At 59.1% G+C, this 18,088-nt stretch carries 16 protein-coding genes and 1 tRNA gene; 7 read left to right on the top strand and 10 right to left on the bottom strand.

Annotation, left to right across the window (positions count from 1 at the left end):
- The first annotated feature begins 90 nt into the window (after positions 1-90).
- Positions 91-1,527, top strand: a complete 1,437-nt coding sequence (gene mgtE, locus ACQUTI_RS06180) for a magnesium transporter (protein ID WP_004201674.1) — start codon at positions 91-93, stop codon at positions 1,525-1,527.
- On the opposite strand, the gene ACQUTI_RS06175 is transcribed toward mgtE, so the two are convergent.
- Positions 1,490-2,728, bottom strand: a complete 1,239-nt coding sequence (locus ACQUTI_RS06175; RefSeq protein ID WP_224051389.1) for a SulP family inorganic anion transporter — start codon at positions 2,726-2,728, stop codon at positions 1,490-1,492. The genes mgtE and ACQUTI_RS06175 overlap by 38 nt on opposite strands.
- Positions 2,729-3,008: 280 nt before the next feature.
- On the opposite strand from ACQUTI_RS06175, the gene mqo reads away from it, so the two are divergent.
- Positions 3,009-4,643, top strand: coding sequence for a malate dehydrogenase (quinone) (mqo, locus tag ACQUTI_RS06170; protein WP_017899305.1), 1,635 nt, complete (start codon positions 3,009-3,011; stop codon positions 4,641-4,643).
- Between the two features lie 55 nt (positions 4,644-4,698).
- On the opposite strand, the gene eco is transcribed toward mqo, so the two are convergent.
- From eco to ACQUTI_RS06145, 5 genes are all read right to left on the bottom strand, one after another.
- Positions 4,699-5,190, bottom strand: coding sequence for a serine protease inhibitor ecotin (gene eco, locus ACQUTI_RS06165; RefSeq protein ID WP_004201671.1), 492 nt, complete (start codon positions 5,188-5,190; stop codon positions 4,699-4,701).
- A gap of 173 nt (positions 5,191-5,363) precedes the next feature.
- Complete coding sequence (locus ACQUTI_RS06160) at positions 5,364-6,473, bottom strand: AI-2E family transporter (protein WP_004201670.1); 1,110 nt, start codon at positions 6,471-6,473, stop codon at positions 5,364-5,366.
- A 185-nt stretch (positions 6,474-6,658) separates the two neighbouring features.
- Positions 6,659-6,735: transfer RNA gene (locus tag ACQUTI_RS06155), tRNA-Pro, on the bottom strand.
- Positions 6,736-6,811: 76 nt separating this feature from the next.
- Positions 6,812-8,572, bottom strand: a complete 1,761-nt coding sequence (gene yejM, locus ACQUTI_RS06150) for an LPS biosynthesis-modulating metalloenzyme YejM (RefSeq protein WP_122543295.1) — start codon at positions 8,570-8,572, stop codon at positions 6,812-6,814.
- A gap of 18 nt (positions 8,573-8,590) precedes the next feature.
- Positions 8,591-8,818, bottom strand: a complete 228-nt coding sequence (locus tag ACQUTI_RS06145) for a YejL family protein (RefSeq protein ID WP_004195346.1) — start codon at positions 8,816-8,818, stop codon at positions 8,591-8,593.
- A gap of 186 nt (positions 8,819-9,004) precedes the next feature.
- On the opposite strand from ACQUTI_RS06145, the gene yejK reads away from it, so the two are divergent.
- Positions 9,005-10,012: a nucleoid-associated protein YejK gene (yejK, locus tag ACQUTI_RS06140; protein ID WP_004144267.1), complete on the top strand. Its 1,008-nt coding sequence runs from the start codon at positions 9,005-9,007 to the stop codon at positions 10,010-10,012.
- A gap of 14 nt (positions 10,013-10,026) precedes the next feature.
- Here the strand turns inward: yejK and ACQUTI_RS06135 are convergent, their stop codons facing one another.
- The gene (locus tag ACQUTI_RS06135; protein WP_428923221.1) at positions 10,027-10,794 is read right to left on the bottom strand and encodes a DeoR/GlpR family DNA-binding transcription regulator; all 768 of its coding nucleotides are present in this window, start codon (positions 10,792-10,794) and stop codon (positions 10,027-10,029) included.
- Between the two features lie 81 nt (positions 10,795-10,875).
- Here ACQUTI_RS06135 and ACQUTI_RS06130 point away from each other — a divergent pair, with 81 nt between their 5' ends.
- Positions 10,876-11,472 (top strand): NUDIX domain-containing protein, encoded by a 597-nt coding sequence (locus ACQUTI_RS06130; protein WP_064178373.1) that lies wholly within the window; start codon positions 10,876-10,878, stop codon positions 11,470-11,472.
- A gap of 20 nt (positions 11,473-11,492) precedes the next feature.
- Here ACQUTI_RS06130 and ACQUTI_RS06125 read toward each other — a convergent pair whose 3' ends face one another.
- Positions 11,493-12,779, bottom strand: coding sequence for a serine hydrolase domain-containing protein (locus tag ACQUTI_RS06125; RefSeq protein WP_428923220.1), 1,287 nt, complete (start codon positions 12,777-12,779; stop codon positions 11,493-11,495).
- A gap of 103 nt (positions 12,780-12,882) precedes the next feature.
- Between ACQUTI_RS06125 and ACQUTI_RS06120 the strand changes: the two genes are divergently transcribed.
- Positions 12,883-13,770, top strand: a complete 888-nt coding sequence (locus ACQUTI_RS06120; protein ID WP_065697564.1) for a LysR family transcriptional regulator — start codon at positions 12,883-12,885, stop codon at positions 13,768-13,770.
- A 58-nt stretch (positions 13,771-13,828) separates the two neighbouring features.
- Here the strand turns inward: ACQUTI_RS06120 and rplY are convergent, their stop codons facing one another.
- Complete coding sequence (rplY, locus tag ACQUTI_RS06115; RefSeq protein ID WP_004201664.1) at positions 13,829-14,113, bottom strand: 50S ribosomal protein L25; 285 nt, start codon at positions 14,111-14,113, stop codon at positions 13,829-13,831.
- Positions 14,114-14,249: 136 nt separating this feature from the next.
- Positions 14,250-16,007: a DEAD/DEAH box helicase gene (locus ACQUTI_RS06110; RefSeq protein WP_080847695.1), complete on the bottom strand. Its 1,758-nt coding sequence runs from the start codon at positions 16,005-16,007 to the stop codon at positions 14,250-14,252.
- Between the two features lie 147 nt (positions 16,008-16,154).
- On the opposite strand from ACQUTI_RS06110, the gene rsuA reads away from it, so the two are divergent.
- Together rsuA and ACQUTI_RS06100 are read left to right on the top strand one after the other, a co-directional pair.
- Complete coding sequence (gene rsuA / locus ACQUTI_RS06105) at positions 16,155-16,874, top strand: 16S rRNA pseudouridine(516) synthase RsuA (protein ID WP_004201662.1); 720 nt, start codon at positions 16,155-16,157, stop codon at positions 16,872-16,874.
- The gene (locus ACQUTI_RS06100) at positions 16,871-18,067 is read left to right on the top strand and encodes a Bcr/CflA family multidrug efflux MFS transporter (protein WP_004201661.1); all 1,197 of its coding nucleotides are present in this window, start codon (positions 16,871-16,873) and stop codon (positions 18,065-18,067) included. The genes rsuA and ACQUTI_RS06100 overlap by 4 nt, the downstream gene beginning before the upstream one ends.
- The last annotated feature ends 21 nt before the right edge of the window (positions 18,068-18,088 follow it).

Genomic DNA, 18,088 nt, shown 5'->3' with positions numbered 1-18,088 from the left:
CTGACGGTTATTATTTCCCCCTCCTCGCGCTATGCTTAAGGCTTCCGGCCCGCAGGCCGGCTCACTATTCTCAAAAGGATTGCCTGACCGATGTCCGTTTTGCATAAAAAAAGCGCCCGCTTGCGTGACGAAGAGCGCGCCCGTCTGATTTGGCTCTTGAGCACCGATAAAGCGGTGACCTCCGCGCTGCTGGGCAAACTGACGCTGGCCGAACGTTACGATGAAGGGACGCTGGCCGATGACCTGGCTGAAGTGGAAATGCTGGTCTCGCATCTGCCGCCGCCGGATCTCGCCGATGCGCTGGAAGCGCTCCCCTATGACGCCCGCACCGCGCTGTGGTGCCTGGTGCCCGACGATAAACGCGGCGAAGTGCTGCTGGAAGCTTCAGAAAACGTCTGGGGCGACCTCATCGATAAGATGAGCGACCACGAGCTGCTGCAGGCGATGCAGCCGCTGGATATCGATGAACAGGTTTACCTGCTGCAGCATCTGCCGCGCAATCTTACCGGACGGTTGCTGGCGACCCTGCCGGCTGAGAAGCGCGCCCGTATTCGCCAGATTATGCGCTACGCCGACAACAGCGTCGGGTCGATCATGGAGTTTGAGGTCATTACGGTGCGGCCGGAGGCCACCCTGGCGGCGGTCCAGCGCTATCTGCGGCGTCTCGGGAAAATGCCGGAGAACACCGATAAACTGTTCGTCACCACCCGCAATAAGCTGCTGCTCGGCGAGCTGGAGCTGCAGACCATTCTGCTCAACGATGCGCAGAAGCGGGTGGGGGAGGTGATGGAGGGCGATCCGGTCACCTTTCAGCCGCATGAAGAAGCGGAGAAGGTGGCGCGCACCTTCGAGCGTGATGACTTGCTCAGCGCCGCCGTTATCGATGCCGATGGCAAACTGATCGGCCGTCTGACCATCGATGAGATCGTCGATGTGGTCTATGAAGAGACCGACAACGATCTGCGGCGGATGGGCGGCCTGAGCGATGAAGAAGATGTCTTCGCCCCGGTCAGCAAAGCGGTGAAAACGCGCTGGGCGTGGCTGGCGGTGAACCTGTGTACGGCGTTTATCGCTTCCAGGGTCATCGACGGCTTCGAACATACCATTTCACAGCTGGTGGCGCTGGCCTCGCTGATGCCGATCGTCGCCGGGATCGGCGGCAATACCGGCAACCAGACGATCACCATGATCGTTCGGGCGATGGCGCTGCAGCAGATCCAGCCCGGCAGCTTTACCTTTCTGATCCTGCGTGAAATGGGCGTTGCACTGATTAATGGCCTGGTGTGGGGCGGGATCATGGGGGCCATCACCTGGTGGCTGTATGACGATCCGCAGCTTGGCGGGGTGATGACGCTGGCCATGATGCTCAACCTGCTGATGGCGGCGATGATGGGCGTGATAATCCCGATGGTCATGGTGAAGCTGGGGCGTGACCCGGCGGTCGGCTCCAGCGTAATGATTACCGCTATCACCGACACCGGCGGCTTCTTTATTTTTCTGGGTCTGGCGACGCTGTTTCTGATGTAGCCTGCGCTTTTGCCCGCAGGCGGCGGGGGATGATCGCCATCGCGACAATCCCCGCCAGCACGCCAATCGCCAGATTGCTGGTTCCCACCGTCGCGGCGACGGTCATCAGCATCACCAGCGTTTCCGGCCACGGATTGCGCGCCAGCTCGCCCGGGAGAATGCTGTGCCAGCTAAAGGTCTTCACCGCCACGATCACCATCACCCCGGCCAGGACCGCCATCGGGATCTTCGCCATCACCTGGCTGAGCGCTGTCACCAGCAGGAGCAGCACCAGGCCGGCGATAACCGTTGAGAGACGGCTGCGGGCCCGGCCCATTTCCACGTTAACGATAGTCTGGCCGATCATCGCGCAGCCGGCGATACCGCCATAACAGCCGGCGAGGATGTTGGCGATCCCCAGCCCGGCGCTCTCCCGCGATTTATTCGACGGCGTATGGGTCAGGTCATCCACCAGCTTAGCCGTCAGCAGAGACTCCATGAGGCCGACAAAGGCGATGCTGAGGGCGCACGGCCAGATTATCTGCAGGGTGGTCAGGTTCAGGGGAACGGTCAGGGCGGTGAACCCCGGCAGGCCGCCGCTCATTGACCCTTCATCACCCACGGTCGGCAGCAGCTGGCCGGTGGTCGCGGTATAGAGAGTGAGCGCGACGATGGCGATCAACGGCGCCGGGATAGTCTTAATAAAGCGCGGCGCCCACAGAACGATAAGCAGCGTCAGGACGAACAGGCCGACGATCAGCGGCTGGCGGCTCCAGAAGTGCGGCACCTGGGCGAAGAAAATCAGGATCCCGAGGGCGTTGACGAACCCGGTCATCACCGCCGGGGGAATAAAGCGCATCAGGCGCGCCATGCCGCACAGACCAAACAAAATTTGAATCATACCCGCCAGAATGACGGCTGGCAGAATGTAACCCACGCCGTGCTGATTCACCATCGGGCCAATGACCAGCGCCACTGATCCCGCGGCGGCTGTGACCATCGCCGGGCGTCCGCCGAGTAGCGACATCGCCAGACAGAGCACGACGGAAGCAATCAGGCTCACCTGCGGGTCAACGCCGGCAATAACCGAAAACGAAATCACTTCAGGAATTAACGCCAGGGCGGTGAGCACGCCGGCCAGGACTTCGCGCGTCAGCAGCGACGGAGAACGAAGGATTGGACGCAGGTTACCGGAAGCGGCGGGGTCTGAAACTGGGGGCATAAAAAAAGTTCGCAGATTATAAAAAAAGGAGGAGCGGTGTCAGGCCCTGCTTCCGTGCGGTCTGTCACAAAACCAGGGATGATAGCGCGGAATCTGCCAGGGCACCAGTACAAAAAGCGATTTGGTGTATACATTTATTAAACATTTTTATAACGGATCTCAAAACAGAACTTAAAATTTAAACAATATTTAAATTTTTGAGCTTCGGTGGTAACGTGAGGGGTGACAATCGTATCACCTGCGCTAAATAAAACAGCGAGTAAAGTAAGGCTCAAATCCGATGAATAAAAAGATGGCCGTACCACGCTCACAGGCGGTTGGTCCCAACAGCACTCGGACCAACACCCGCCATGAGCAAGAGACGGATGTATTGTTGATTGGCGGCGGCATTATGAGCGCCACACTGGGAACCTGGCTGCAGGAGCTTGAGCCAGACTGGTCTATTACCATGGTTGAGCAGATGTCCAGCGTGGCGGAAGAGAGCTCAAACGGGTGGAACAATGCGGGTACCGGCCACGCGGCGCTGATGGAGCTGAACTATACGCCGCAGACCGCCAACGGCATCAATATCGACAAAGCGGTCGACATCAACGAAGCCTTCCACATCTCGCGTCAGTTCTGGGCGCATCAGGTGACGCGCGGCGTCCTGAACAAACCAAAATCATTCATTAACAGCGTGCCGCACATGAGCTTTGTGTGGGGCGAAGATAACGTCAACTTCCTGCGCGCGCGCTATGCGGCGCTGCAGCAGAGCGAACTGTTCCGCGGCATTCGTTATTCTGAAGACCATCAGCAGATCAAAGCCTGGGCGCCGCTGGTGATGGAAGGCCGCGACCCGCTGCAAAAGGTGGCCGCCACCCGTACGGAAATGGGAACCGACGTCAACTATGGCGAAATCACCCGCCAGCTGATCGCCAGCCTGCAAAAGCATGATAATTTCTCCCTGCAGCTGGGCACCGTGGTGCGTCGCTTCAAGCGCAACGCCGATAAGAGCTGGACGGTGACCCTCGCGGATGCCGACAACCGTCGTCAGAAGCGGGTTATTAAAGCCAAATTTATCTTTATCGGCGCCGGCGGCGCGGCGCTGACCCTGCTGCAGGAAACCGGCATTCCGCAGGCCAAAGAGTATGCCGGCTTCCCGGTCGGCGGCCAGTTCCTGGTCTGCGAAAATCCGGAGGTAGTAAACCACCATCTGGCGAAGGTTTACGGCCAGGCCGAAGTGGGCGCGCCGCCGATGTCAGTGCCGCACATCGATACCCGTATTATCGACGGTAAACGCGTGGTGCTGTTCGGGCCGTTCGCCACCTTCTCGACCCGCTTCCTGAAGAACGGTTCGCTGTGGGATCTGCTGGCCTCGACCAATACCTCGAATATCCTGCCGATGCTCAACGTCGGCCTGGACAACTTCGATCTGGTGAAATACCTGATTAGCCAGGTGATGCAGAAAGATAAAGATCGTCTGGCCGCGCTGTGCGAATACTATCCGGAAGCGCGGAAAGAGGACTGGCGGTTGTGGCAGGCCGGTCAGCGCGTGCAGATCATCAAGCGCGATGCGAAGAAGGGCGGGGTACTGCGCCTGGGCACCGAAGTGGTCAGCGATGACGAAGGCACCGTCGCGGCGCTGCTCGGCGCATCGCCAGGCGCCTCCACCGCGGCGCCTATCATGCTGCAGCTGATGGAAAAAGTGTTTAAAGACAAAGTGAATTCGCCCGAATGGCAGGCCAGGCTGAAGGCGATCATCCCGACCTACGGTATTCGCCTTGATGGCAACCCGGCGGAGATTGAGAAAGCGCTGGCGTGGACCAGTGAAGTGCTGGAGCTGAAATATGAGCCGGCCGCGGCGGCGGATGAAGCTCCGCAGGCGGAGCTGAAGCCGCTGAGCGGCGGCAAGCCGATGGCGGACATCGCGCTCTGACAAAAACGGCAGCCTGCGGGCTGCCGTTGTTTTATTGCTGATTTAATTGCGCGCCTTAGCGGATCTCGGCGTTGCCGATAGTCTCGTCGGCGCGCCAGATGCGATATTTTACATCGACATTAGTCGGCGTGTAGATGACGATCGGCAGCTTGCTGTTGTAGCGCAGCATAGCGTCATCGCCGAGGCCGGCAGTAACAAATTTCTTCGTTTTCTTGCCGTCCGGGCAGGCCATCATGGTGGATACCGGGCCGCTCAGCTTATCAAAGACATAGTAGTCATAACCCCAGCCTTCCAGGGTTTTGCTTTCCAGCTGCCCGCCAAAACGATGGTGGTTACAGTCGACTTCCAGCGTCTGGCCGATCATCAGCTCAACCTTCAACGCCGACTCATCCTGCTGCTGCGGCAGCTGAATAACCTGACGCTTCATGCCTTTTTCCGCTTTCGGGAACGGCGCGACTTTTTCCAGCGGCTGGTCTGCGGCCAGGGCACCGGCAGACATGCAGGCGGCGGTGAGCAGAGAAACGGCTAGCGTAGTGATTTTTTTCACGGTTGATCATCCTTTATTTTCGTTCCTGACAGGGATAGCCTATCATCACTTAGCTGAATGTTAAGATTTATTTACCATTTTTTGCAAAGTGAATAGTGTTATCTACTGGCAAAAGGGCAGCGTTCAGAGCGCGACAGTGGCGCTGGCGGGCCGCCAGACGCCTGCCGGAGAAGCTATTCAGTACGGCTATTTTTTGCTTCCTCAATAAACTCTTCATCGATTTCATCGGTGTTGCCAGCATGTTCCCGTCCCGACAGCAAATTCCAGCAGGCGATAAACAAGGCGGCGATCAGTGGCCCGATCACGAATCCATTGATACCGTAGATCTCCATGCCGCCTAAAGTGGCGATCAGGATCAGGTAGTCCGGCATCTTGGTATCCTTGCCCACCAGCAGCGGACGCAGAATATTGTCCACCAGACCAATCACAACGACAAAGAAGCCCACGATAAAGGCGCCCTGCCACAACTGGCCGGTAGCAAAAAGGTAAATAGCCGCCGGCACCCAGATAATGGCCGAGCCCACCGCCGGGATAAGCGACAGGAACGCCATCAGCGCCCCCCAGAGAATGCTGCCGTCCAGACCGGCGATCCAGAAGGCTAAGCCGCCCAGCGCCCCCTGCGCCAGCGCCACGGCGACGGTGCCTTTTACCGTGGCGCGGGCCACTGCGGCGAACTTAGCGAACAGGTGCTGCTTCACATAGCTGGATAACGGCAGAGATTCGAGGATCAACAGCACCAGGTAAGGTCCATCCTTCAGCAGGAAAAACAGTAGGTACAGCATGATGCCGAAGCTGACGGTAAAGCCAAAGGTCCCTTTGCCAATCAGAAACGCGCTGCCGGCCAGATACTGGCCACCTTTCAGGGCGACATCGGAGAGCTGCTGCTGGATCTGCTGCGCGCTATCAAGGTTATGTTCTGCCAGGAAGCTTCTGGCCCAGCCGGGGAGGTGGGCAATCAGGCTGGCGACCACCGTCGGGAACTGGGTATCGTTATGCTGCAGTTTGCTGTACACCACGTTCAGCTCGTAGGCCAGTGACGACAGGATAATCGCCAGCGGCGTAAACACGATAAGGCAGATAATGACGATGGTCATCAGCGCCGCCAGGCCATTACGCTCGCCGAGGCGGGTGCGAATTTTGTTTTTGACCGGATTAAAAATCACCGCGAGGATCGCGGCCCAGAGAATGGCGGAATAGTAGGGTGAGAGAACATCAAAAAAGGCCAGGGTTACAATGAAGACGATAAGGATGAAAAATCCTTTGGTAAGTCCATTAACTCTCATGTCATCCGCTCCTGCTTATGAGTCATACGGTCGAATAATAGATGCTACGACGTAATTTACCATCAGGATAGTCGTACTCTATACGCTGTGGCGCGGAAAGGGCACAAATTCAACGAGGTGGGGGACGGGCGTAAAAGAGAGACATAAAAAAACCAGCCTTAAAAGGCTGGTTTCTCTGGGATTTTTGGTCGGCACGAGAGGATTTGAACCTCCGACCCCCGACACCCCATGACGGTGCGCTACCAGGCTGCGCTACGTGCCGACGCGTGGGGAATAATATTACCCGTTCCCCAGGCGAATGCAAGCGGGTCGCGCGCGATTGATTCATAATTAATCAATCAGTTAGCGATAAAGCGTTTTTCGTCGGTCAGGACCTGCAGCAACAGGCTGAGCTGCGGTTTCTGATCTTTGATTTTCTCGCCGTCGCGGCTCCAGGTGGTGTAGGTGCCGTTATGGTTGAGGACCACGGTGATGGTCGGGGTGGTAATGGCCAGCGTATCGCCGTTGGCCGCGGTGACCCAGTTCCGACGCCGCGCGGCGCTGAACAGATCTTCACCCTGCGAATACTCATTGGCCGGCGTCGAAACGTGAAGCAGGCGCTGCATCAGCGTGGTCATCACATCTTTGTTATCGGTCAGGGTGGCAATTTCCTGGGCTGGCGTGCCCGGCCAGTGAATAACCAGCGGCACCTGCAGCTGCTCGCGCGACCAGTCGAATGAGTCGTGTTTGACGTTAAGCGGCTTGCCGTGGCCGCCGGTGATAATCACCACCGTATTATCGAGCTTGCCGGCTTCGCGCAGCGCGTTCAGCACCCGATCGATCTGGGCATCAACGTCGCCTGCCGCCTTGCTATAACGGCGGACAAAGTTCTGCTGCTGCGTGTCGTCGAGAGTGGTGCCATTCAGCGAGATCCACGAGAACCAGCGATTCTCATCCTGCGCGTAACGGTCCAGCCAACTGATCCACTGATTGGCGGTCTGCTCGTCGCTCTGGGTCTTCGCGCTCGGCAGCGAGAAGTCGGAGAGCAGCGCCTGGCGATACAGCGGGCTGCTAAACCCATCGGAAGAGAACAGCCCCAGCTGGTAGCCCTGCTGGTTGAGGGCGGTGATCAGCGCTGCGGGAATACGCGCCGAGAGGACACCGTCCATATAGGCTGGCGAAATGCCGTAGAACAGGCCAAACAGGCCGCTGTCGGCGGTATTGCCCGAGCTCATATGCTGGGTAAAGTTAACGTTTTCTTTGGCAAACGCCGCCAGCGCCGGCATCGTCTTTTCAAACCGCGAGTAGTTCAGGTTGTCGACGGTGATCAGCATCACGTTATAGCCCGCGCCAAGGTCGCGGTAGCGCAGGTTACTGAGCGGATACTGGACCGATACCGCCTCCGGCGCCCCTTGTTCCACCAGGCGACGCTGATAATCCTGGGCGTCGAGCAGGCCATGTTTCTCAAGGAAACGACGGGCGGTCATCGGATAGGAAAGCGGCAGATTCGCTCGCTGCATGGTGATCGGGCGATAGAAGTTGGCATCCGCCCAGATATAGACCAGGTGGCTGCTGACGAACGACAAAAAGAAGAACCAGGCCACCGGGCGGGCGTAATGGCGGCGGCGCGTCAGGCTACGCAGCTTTTGCCAGCTCCAGGTGGCGAAGAGCATTTCAATCAAAAAGATGACCGGGACGCTGATAAACATCAGCTGCCAGTCGCGCGCCATCTCATTCTGGTCAGGGTTGATGACCAGCTCCCAGACCACCGGATTTAAATGAAGATGGAAGCGGGTAAAGACCTCGCTGTCTATCAGCAACAGCGTCATCCCGGCGGTGGCAAGGATCACCGACAGGAAGCGCATCAGGCGCTGCGAGACCACGATAAAGGTCAACGGAAAGAGGATCAGCACATAGCTGGTAAACACCAGGAAGCTGAAGTGCCCGACGAGACTGACGTACGAAAAGAGTCGTCCGGCAAGCGTCGTCGGCCAGTCGGCGACAAAAAGGTAGCGGCTGCCGAGCACCATGGCCAACAACATGTTGAACAGGGCGAACCAGTGCCCCCAGCTAACCATCTGGGAGACTTTTTCTCGGTAGGGCTGACGTAGAGTCACCATATACTGTTGCTGTTATCCTTAATGCGCTGGATCGTCGTTAATCGAAGATTGCAAAGCCTGCGCGAAAGAACGGGCGATGGCCTGACGCTGCGCCGGCGCGACGCTACTGTTGATCAGGTTGGTCACCATATTGCCTAACACCATCAGTGAAAGGTCAACCGGGGCTTTGTGTGATTCCAGGACGTTCGTCAGCTCGCTGAGCAACTGTTCGACCTGTTGATCGCTATAGCGGGAAATTTGCGGCATAAACTCAAAATCTGTTTGTTCGTGAAAGGGCAACATATTACCGTAGCAGCAGCTTTTTTTCCGCATTTTTTCGCCGCGGCGCAAAAGCGCACCGATCGTCAGTCATGACGTCGAAATGTGTGGCGCCAGTTGCGTCGGCTACCCGGCGGTGGTTGAATACCGCCCGGTCTAAAAGGAGAGTTTAACATGAGTCTGGATATCGACCAGATTGCCCTGCATCAGTTAATCAAACGTGATGAACAAAATCTGGAGCTGGTGCTGCGCGAGTCACTGCTGGAGCCGAACGCGACGGTCGTCGAGATGATGGCTGAACTGCACCGGGTTTATAGCGCCAAAAGCAAAGCCTATGGGCTGTTCAATGAAGAGAGCGAACTGGCGCAGGCGCTGCGCCTGCAGCGTCAGGGCGAAGAGGAGTTTCTGGCGTTCAGCCGCGCGGCGACCGGCCGCCTACGCGATGAGCTGGCGAAATACCCGTTCGCCGAAGGGGGCATTGTCCTCTTCTGCCAGTATCGTTACCTGGCGGTCGAGTATCTGCTGGTGGCGGTGCTCAATAACCTGAGCAGTATGCGCGTCAACGAAGAGCTGGATATCCGCTCGACCCATTATCTGGATATTAACCATGCCGATATCGTCGCGCGCATCGATCTGACCGAGTGGGAAACCAACCCGGAGTCGACTCGCTACTTAACCTTCCTGAAAGGGCGGGTGGGGCGCAAAGTGGCCGATTTCTTTATGGATTTCCTCGGCGCCAGCGAAGGCCTCAACGCCAAAGCGCAGAACCGCGGCCTGCTGCAGGCGGTGGATGACTTCGCCGCCGACGCGCAGCTTGATAAATCCGAGCGACAGAATGTGCGTCAGCAGGTCTATGCGTACTGCAACGAACAGCTGCAGGCCGGGGAAGAGATTGAGCTGGAATCGCTGTCCAAAGAGCTGGCCGGCGTCAGCGAAAAGAGCTTCCAGGAATTCACCGCCGAACAGGGTTACGAACTGGAAGAGAGCTTCCCGGCGGATCGCAGCACCTTACGCCAGCTGACCAAGTTTGCCGGCAGCGGCGGCGGTTTAACCATTAACTTCGACGCGATGCTGCTGGGCGAACGCGTATTCTGGGATCCCGCCACCGATACTCTGACCATTAAGGGCACCCCGCCGAACCTGCGCGACCAGCTGCAGCGCCGGACCTCCGGCGGCAACTAAGCGCCGCGCCCCGTTCAGCGCGACCGCTGAACGGGGACGATCTCCACGCCGCGCTGCACCAGCTGCTGGCGCAGCGCGGCGTCGGGATCCCCATCGACGATAAGCGTACTGGCGAGGTTCAGCTCGCCGATGGCAAAGGCCGACGCGGCGTTGAGCTTTTCCCGGGAGGCCATCACCACGGTTTCCGCGGCCCTGGCCGCCAGCGCGCGCTTGATGCCTGCCTCTTCATAATCACCGGTGGTAAAACCCGCTCGCGGGTGGACGCCGGTCACCCCCATAAAGAACACATCGGCGTTGATCCGCGCCATTCCTTCCAGCGTTTCGGGGCCGACGGCGACAACTGAATGCTTAAACACTTTGCCGCCAAGCAGGATCACCTCGATTCGCGGGTGATCGACCAGCGCCACGGCGATGCCGGGGCTGTGGGTGACCACCGTGCAGCTGAGGTCGGCGGGTAAGAAGCCGATCATCGCCGCGGTGGTGGTGCCGCCATCGACAATCACCACCTGTCCAGGCTGGATCAGGACGGCGGCGGCGCGCGCTACCGCCTGCTTGGAGGCGATTTGCACGCTTTTGCGTGTTTCAATAGGGGCGATGGCAGTGGAGACCGGCAGCGCCCCGCCGTGGACCCGCTGCAGTTTTCCTTCCGCCGCCAGCTCGCGCAGGTCGCGGCGAATGGAGTCCTCTGAGACGTTAAACCGCTGGCTCAGCTCCCCGGACATCACCTGTTTTTCCTCCGCAAGAATCTGCAGGATTTGCTGTTTTCGTTGACTGGCGAGCATGATTTTTCCTTCACGAGTGATCTTGTTTGTGCACGATTATGCATGTTATGGTGCCTGCTGTCATCTTAAAGGGGATATAACATGCAAACTCATGCACCGCACGTCCGCCACATTCGCGAGACGCTGCTCTCTGATAACTGGTACACGCTGAAAAAATATACCTTTGAACTGCAGCGCCGGGATGGACGCTGGCAGGAGCAGAGCCGCGAGGCCTACGATCGCGGCAACGGCGCGGTCATTTTACTCTACAACCGGGAAAAGCGAACGGTGGTCCTGACTCGTCAGTTCCGTTTTCCGGTGTTTACTCACGGTCACGACGGATATCTCATTGAAGCGGCGGCCGGGCTGTTGGATAACGCCTCGCCGGAGGCGAGGATCGTTGCCGAAGCGGAAGAGGAGACCGGCTTTCGGGTGACGCGCATCGAGCCCGTCTTCACCGTCTTTATGAGCCCCGGATCTGTCACCGAAAAACTCTACTTTTTTATCGCCGAATATCAGGCCGATGACCGGCAGGGAGAGGGCGGCGGGCTGGCGGCGGAAGGTGAGGACATTGAAGTGCTGGAGTGGCCGCTGGCGCGGGCGCTGCAGGCCATTCGCGATGGCGAGATCATGGATGCCAAAACCATTATCCTGCTGCAGCATCTGGCGCTGAATGCCGACACGATCCTCGCCGGCTGAGCGGCAAGGAGCTGGGGGGGTTAACGCAGCTCGCGGGCAATGGCGCTGTACATCAGCGCCGCTTCCAGCGGCTGGGCGTTAAAGGAGGGTTCCGCCTGCGGCCAGGTCGACCACTGGACGATCACCAGGTGTTCCGCGCGGTTCACCATGATCACCTGGCCGTAGATACCCAGCGCCCACAGCGAGCCCTTCAGCCCTTCCTGCGGCGTCGGCTGGACGTTTTGCGCATTCGCCGGAATGGCGTTATTCCACCACTGATAGCCGTAGATACCTTGCGGATGCGCCGCCGAGACCGAGTTCAGCGCTGTGGTCCAGCTTGCGGCCTGATCGAACCAGCCCGCAGGCACCAGCTGTTTGCCGTTGCTTAACCGACCATCGCGGGCGACGAATTCGCCGAAGCGGCCCCAGTCTTCAAGGGTGGCGTTAAAGCCGTGGGCGCCAACATCATGCTTCCCTTGCTGATAAGCATGCCATACGCCGTCGTGGGCCATCCCGGCGGGCTGCCACAGCGACTGCTCAAGCCAGGCGGCCAGCGGCATACCGGTGGCGCGCTCCAGGATATCGCCCAACAGCCAGGCGCCGCCGGAAGAGTAGGACCACTGCTCGCCCGCAGGATGCTGGCGCGCCAGGCCGGTGACGATCTTGCGCACGCAGGCATAGGCGCCGGGCTGCGCCTCGCACTGGGTCAGGCGGGCGAAGTGCGACTGCGGGTCGGTGTAGTCTTCATTCCATTCCACACCGCTGGTGTGCTGCATCAACTGCTTCAGCGTCACGCCGTCCCAGGCGGTGCCTTTCAGTTCGGGTTCATAAACGGTAATCAGATCATCGAAGGAGTGGATCTTACCCTGCTGAATGGCGATACCCACCAGCGTCGAGACCACCGATTTTCCCACCGAGCGTGAGGTCCACAGGGTGGTATCGGTGTTGCCGTCGCCAAGATATTTCCAGGCGACTTTGCCGTCTTTCAGCACCAGCATACCGCTGACGTTCTCGCGCTTCAGGTAATCCTGCAGGGTCCAGGTATGGCCGTTAAGGGTATAGCGGGCATCGGTCAATTGTTTTTCAGCGCGTTCCAGCGGCACTGAGGCGCCGTGGCGGAAGACATCCCCGGCATAGTTGCGATAGTCATTGCGAAAGCCAATCACGCGTGAAGTCTGATCCCAGCTGAGCATGTCTTTGGCCGCGGGTAGCGTTTGATCGTAAGGCGTTGGGCAGACATCCAGCGTCAGGCCGCCGCAGTTTTGCGCCATTGCCGCCGCCGGCAGCGCCGCCAGGATTAACGCCAGGGCCAGTGGTTTTCTTATCATCTTCCTTTCCTCGTTTGCCATAGATTCGCTGCGCAGTATATAAATCGGCGCGCGCCGGCTAAAATCAGCACAGGGGGGATTTTCCCCCGTAAGGGAGGGAAGGATGAAAACCCTGCAATATTCTTTCGCGCAGATTGAAGCATTCGCCACCATCGCCGAGACCGGAAGCCTGTCGCGGGCGGCCATTCGTTTAGGTAAAGACCGAACCACGCTGCGCGATCTGCTGGACTATCTGGAAGACGCGCTGGGGTACCATCTGTTCAACCGGGAAGGGCGTACCCTGACCTTAACCGCCGAAGGCGAGCAGCTTTTTCGTCAGGCGCATCTGCTGTTGCGCCAGGCGCAGGCTTTCGAGTCTTTTGCGCAAACGCTGCCGCAAACCACCGGACAGGCGCTGCGTCTGGTGTACGATCCCTTTATCCCACGTGATTTTCTCTGCGCGCTGGCCGATACGCTGGCCCGGCGGCAGATCCGCCTGAGCTGCTGGAGCGCCTCGCGGCGCGAAGCCGAGCAGGCGCTGAGCGATGGCGTGGCGGATATGGCGCTGTGCCAGGCTAACAACCGCACGCTGGGGAGCGAAATGGAGTGGCGGGCGCTCGGCACCGTGGATCTGCGTTTCTACGCGGCGGACAGCCTGTTCCACGACGCTCCGCGGCCGCTGACGCTATTGAATCTTTCGTTGACGCCGCAGTTAGTGATGCACCGGCGCAGTGACGATCAGATTGCCCGCCGGCTGCAGATCTCCGGCCATACGCTGTATATGAACGAAATTACTCTGCTGCGCCATGCGCTGGAGCAGGGGAGGGGCTGGGGGTTTTTACCGGACCATTTGCGGCCAGGCGAGTGGCAGGGAGTCAGTGAAATCGCGACGGAGGTCGGCAGTCAGGGGCTGAACGTCACCATGGTGATGCTCTGGCTGCCCGGAATGAATAAGCACCGGATGCTTAGCGACATCGTGGACAAGGCGCCGGAGCTTTGGCGGCGCGGATAACAAAACGCCCCGGAGCCGAAGACCCCGGGGCGCTTGCCATACAACTTGCTATCGGCGATTACGCGCGAACGAAGTCGATGTGAGTCAGTTTCGGCTTGAACGCGTGGCGCTGAACAGCCTGAACTTTGACTTTTTCTTCTTTGCCATCAACCACGACGGTCAGAACTTCGCCGTAAAACTCAGCTTTGTCCTGCATGTTCCAAACTTTGTCGTGGTCCAGTTCGATAGCAACCGGAGCAGCTTCGCCACCGTAGATGATTGCCGGGAACTTGTTAGCTGCGCGCAGGCGGCGGCTCGCACCCTTACCCTGCTCTTTACGTACTTCTGCGTTGATAGTAAACATTGATGTCTCTCTATATATAAAGCCTGCTACAGGCGACCCAGCAACAGGCGGATTATCTGCTTTGCGAATGCAAAAGCGGGCGGCATTATAGCCGCCAAACGACACCCGGGCAATCAAAACCTCAGCTTTCGGGTGATTAACGCAGCTCGTTGGCGCGGCGAAAACGCCCCTGATAATCGAACACTTTTTCCCGCACCTGCCAGTACTGGCCTTTCATGCGGGCGACGACAAAGTCCGGATGGCGCAGCAGCGCCTGCTGGGCCACGATATCCGCCGGCGTTATCCAGCGCAGCGGCACCCCCGGCGTGCGGGTATGCGGACGGATAAACAACTGCTCAAAGGCGGTACGCTGGGCGGGCGTTTGCAGACGGAAGCGCTCACTAACGTCGGCGCCGTCCTCATCGTAGTAGGTGATTTTCAGCCACGGGCCTTTCTCGTCGCCGCCGTGCTGCAGGGCCATGCCGCTGCAGCGTAGCACCAGCGCGTCCTTCAGCTTCAGCGCCGCCTTCAGCATATCGTCCGGGTCAACCAGAATGGTGTCGCACTCCCTGCAGCGGCGGGCGGCGATATCGTTTTCCGCGTTGCACTGCGGACAGTTTTTGAAGCGAAAGCGGAAGTCGCACTGTTCGCGGTGGCCGTCGTCATCTTCGAACCACCCCTGGCAGCGGCGGCCAAAGTGTTCAATCAAGGTGCCGTCGGCGGTGGTTTTGCCCCAGAAGGTATTGGCGAAGCCGCAGGCCGGGCAGAAGACCTGCACCGGCACGTTGTCGCTTTTACCCTTCGGCGTTCCCACTTCCGGGGCGTACAGGTCGTGCGGGTTGCCGGCGTAGTCGAGGATCAGGCAGTCGGTTTTTCCCGGCGCCAGGCGCAGGCCGCGGCCAACGATCTGTTGGTAAAGACTCACCGACTCGGTGGGGCGGAGGATGGCGATCAGGTCGACGTGCGGGGCGTCGAAGCCGGTGGTCAGCACCGCGACGTTCACCAGATAGCGATACTCCTGCGCTTTAAACGCCTCGATGATGCGATCCCGTTCCGGACCTGGGGTTTCCCCGGTGATCAGCGCCGCCTGGCCTGCCGGCAGCAGGCCGGTCACTTCCCGGGCGTGCTCCACGGTGGCGGCGAAGATCATCACCCCTTTGCGGCTTTCGGCGAACTCCACGATCTGGCTGACGATATGTGGGGTGATACGCTGCTGTTTTTTCAGCTCATGGTTAAGATCGGCTTCGCTGAACAGGCCGTTGCTTTGCGCCTGCAGGCGACTGAAATCGTACTGCACCACCGGCATATCGAGGCGCTCCGGCGGCGTCAGGTAGCCGTGCTTAATCATATAGCGCAGCGGTAGCTCATAGATGCAGTCGCGGAACAGGGCCTTTTCATCGCCGCGCACCATCCCGTGGTAGTGGAACTGATAGATCCAGCCCTTGCCAAGGCGGAACGGAGTGGCCGTCAGGCCGAGCAGCCGGATCTGCGGATTAACCTGCCGCAGGTGGCCGATGATCTGCTGATACTGGCTGTCGTCATCATCGCTGATGCGGTGGCATTCATCGACGATGAGTAGCGAAAATTCGCTGCGAAACTGGTCTAGATTGCGCGCCACCGACTGTACGCTGCCGAACACCACTTTGCCGTGGCTCTCTTTTCGCTGCAGACCGGCGGCAAAGATATCCGCCTCGAGGCCAAGGGCGCAGTATTTGGCATGATTCTGCGCCACCAGCTCTTTGACGTGGGCCAGCACCAGCACGCGGCCGCGGGCCAGGCGGGCAAGCTCGGCGATCACCAGGCTTTTGCCCGCGCCGGTGGGCAGGACAATCGCCGCCGGCTCGGTATGGCGACGGAACCAGGCGAGGGTGGCATCGACGGCTTCTTGTTGGTAAGGACGTAATGTAAAAGTCATGAATTCACGGGGCTAATTAACTCGCGAATAGTATGCCATGAATCTTTTCCCTTGAGTGGTGTTAAGAGCCCGTTATACTAGCCAGTGAAATTCTTCTTTTTCGGGCGATTTGCCCGCTCCAGCACTTTGACAGGCTAAAAAAATCTCATGCGACTTGATAAGTTTATCGCTCAGCAGCTTGGCGTCAGCCGGGCTATTGCCGGGCGTGAAATCCGCGGCAGCCGCGTTACCGTGGACGGCGACATTGTAAAAGATGCTTCCTTTAAGCTTCAGCCGGAGCACGAGGTGGAGTATGACGGGAACACGCTGACCCAGCAGAACGGCCCGCGCTATTTTATGCTCAACAAGCCGCAAGGGTACGTCTGTTCCACCGACGATCCCGATCATCCGACTATCCTTTATTTCCTCGACGAGCCGGTGGCGCATAAGCTGCACGCCGCCGGACGGCTGGATATCGACACCACCGGACTGGTGCTGATGACCGATGACGGCCAGTGGTCGCACCGCATTACCTCGCCACGCCACCATTGTGAAAAAACCTATCTGGTGGCGCTGGAAAGCCCGCTGGCGGAAGGGACCGCGGAGCTGTTCGCCAAAGGGGTCCAGCTGCATAACGAAAAAGATCTCACCAAACCGGCGGTGCTGGAAATTATCACTCCGACCGAAGTGCGCCTCACCATCAGCGAAGGCCGCTACCATCAGGTGAAACGCATGTTCGCCGCCGTGGGTAACCACGTGGTTGGCCTGCATCGGGAACGCATCGGCGACATCCAGCTGGATGAATCGCTGGCGCCGGGTGAATATCGTCCGCTGACGGAAGCGGAAATCGCCAGCGTGGGCGCCCCGCAGCCACGGAGTAAAACGTGACGCTGAAGCAGAATTCTTCACTGGGGATTGTGTTTATCCTTGGCCTGCTGGCCATGCTGATGCCGCTGTCGATCGATATGTACCTCCCGGCCCTGCCGGTGATCGCTGCCCAGTACCACGTGCCGGACGGCAGCGCGCAGATGACCCTCAGCACCTATATCCTCGGCTTTGCGTTGGGTCAGCTGCTGTACGGTCCGATGGCTGACAGCCTCGGCCGCAAGCCGGTGATCCTCGGCGGAACGCTGGTCTTCGCGGCGGCCGCGGTGGCCTGCGCCCTGTCGCAGACCATCGAGATGCTGATCGCCATGCGCTTCTTCCACGGTCTGGCGGCCGCGGCGGCCAGCGTGGTGATTAACGCCCTGATGCGCGACATCTATCCGAAAGATGAGTTTTCGCGGATGATGTCGTTTGTCATGCTGGTGACGACCATTGCGCCGCTGGTGGCGCCGATGGTCGGCGGGGCGGTGCTGGTCTGGTTCAGCTGGCATGCCATTTTCTGGATCCTTGCCCTGGTGGCCCTGCTGGCCTCGCTGATGATCGGCCTGTTTATCCGCGAAACGCTACCGGCTGAAAGGCGTCAGCCGTTCCACCTGCGCACCACGCTGGGTAACTTTGCCACCCTGTTCCGCCATAAGCGGGTCCTGAGCTATATGCTGGCGAGTGGCTTTAGCTTCGCGGGCATGTTCTCTTTCCTAAGCGCCGGGCCTTTCGTCTATATCAATATTAACCACGTTGCGCCTCAGCACTTTGGCTACTATTTTGCGCTGAACATTGTCTTTTTGTTCCTGATGACCATGTTCAACAGCCGGTTTGTGCGGCGGGTAGGGGCGTTGCGCATGTTCCGCGCCGGGCTGTGGATCCAGTTTGCCATGGCGGTGTGGATGGTGGTTTGCGCGCTGCTCGACGTCGGTTTCTGGTCGCTGGTGATCGGCGTGGCGGCCTTCGTTGGCTGCGTATCGATGGTGTCGTCTAACGCTATGGCGGTGATCCTCGATGAGTTTCCGCATATGGCGGGCACCGCTTCGTCGCTGGCGGGGACTTTCCGCTTTGGTATCGGGGCGATTATCGGCGCGCTGCTGTCGATGGCGACCTTTACCACCGCCTGGCCGATGCTGATCTCTATCGCCTTCTGCGCCACCAGCTCTATTTTCTTCTCGCTTTACGCTTCCCGCCGGCGAAAAATCGCACGCTAGGTCACATTTTCAGGGGCGAAA

The organism is Klebsiella sp. 7-CIP_Kleb. (assembly GCF_050378655.1).
In the GTDB taxonomy this organism is placed as follows: Bacteria; Pseudomonadota; Gammaproteobacteria; order Enterobacterales; family Enterobacteriaceae; genus Klebsiella; species Klebsiella quasipneumoniae.
The sequence above is the reverse complement of the archived record's forward strand: the minus strand, read 5'-3'. Positions and strand labels throughout refer to the sequence as shown.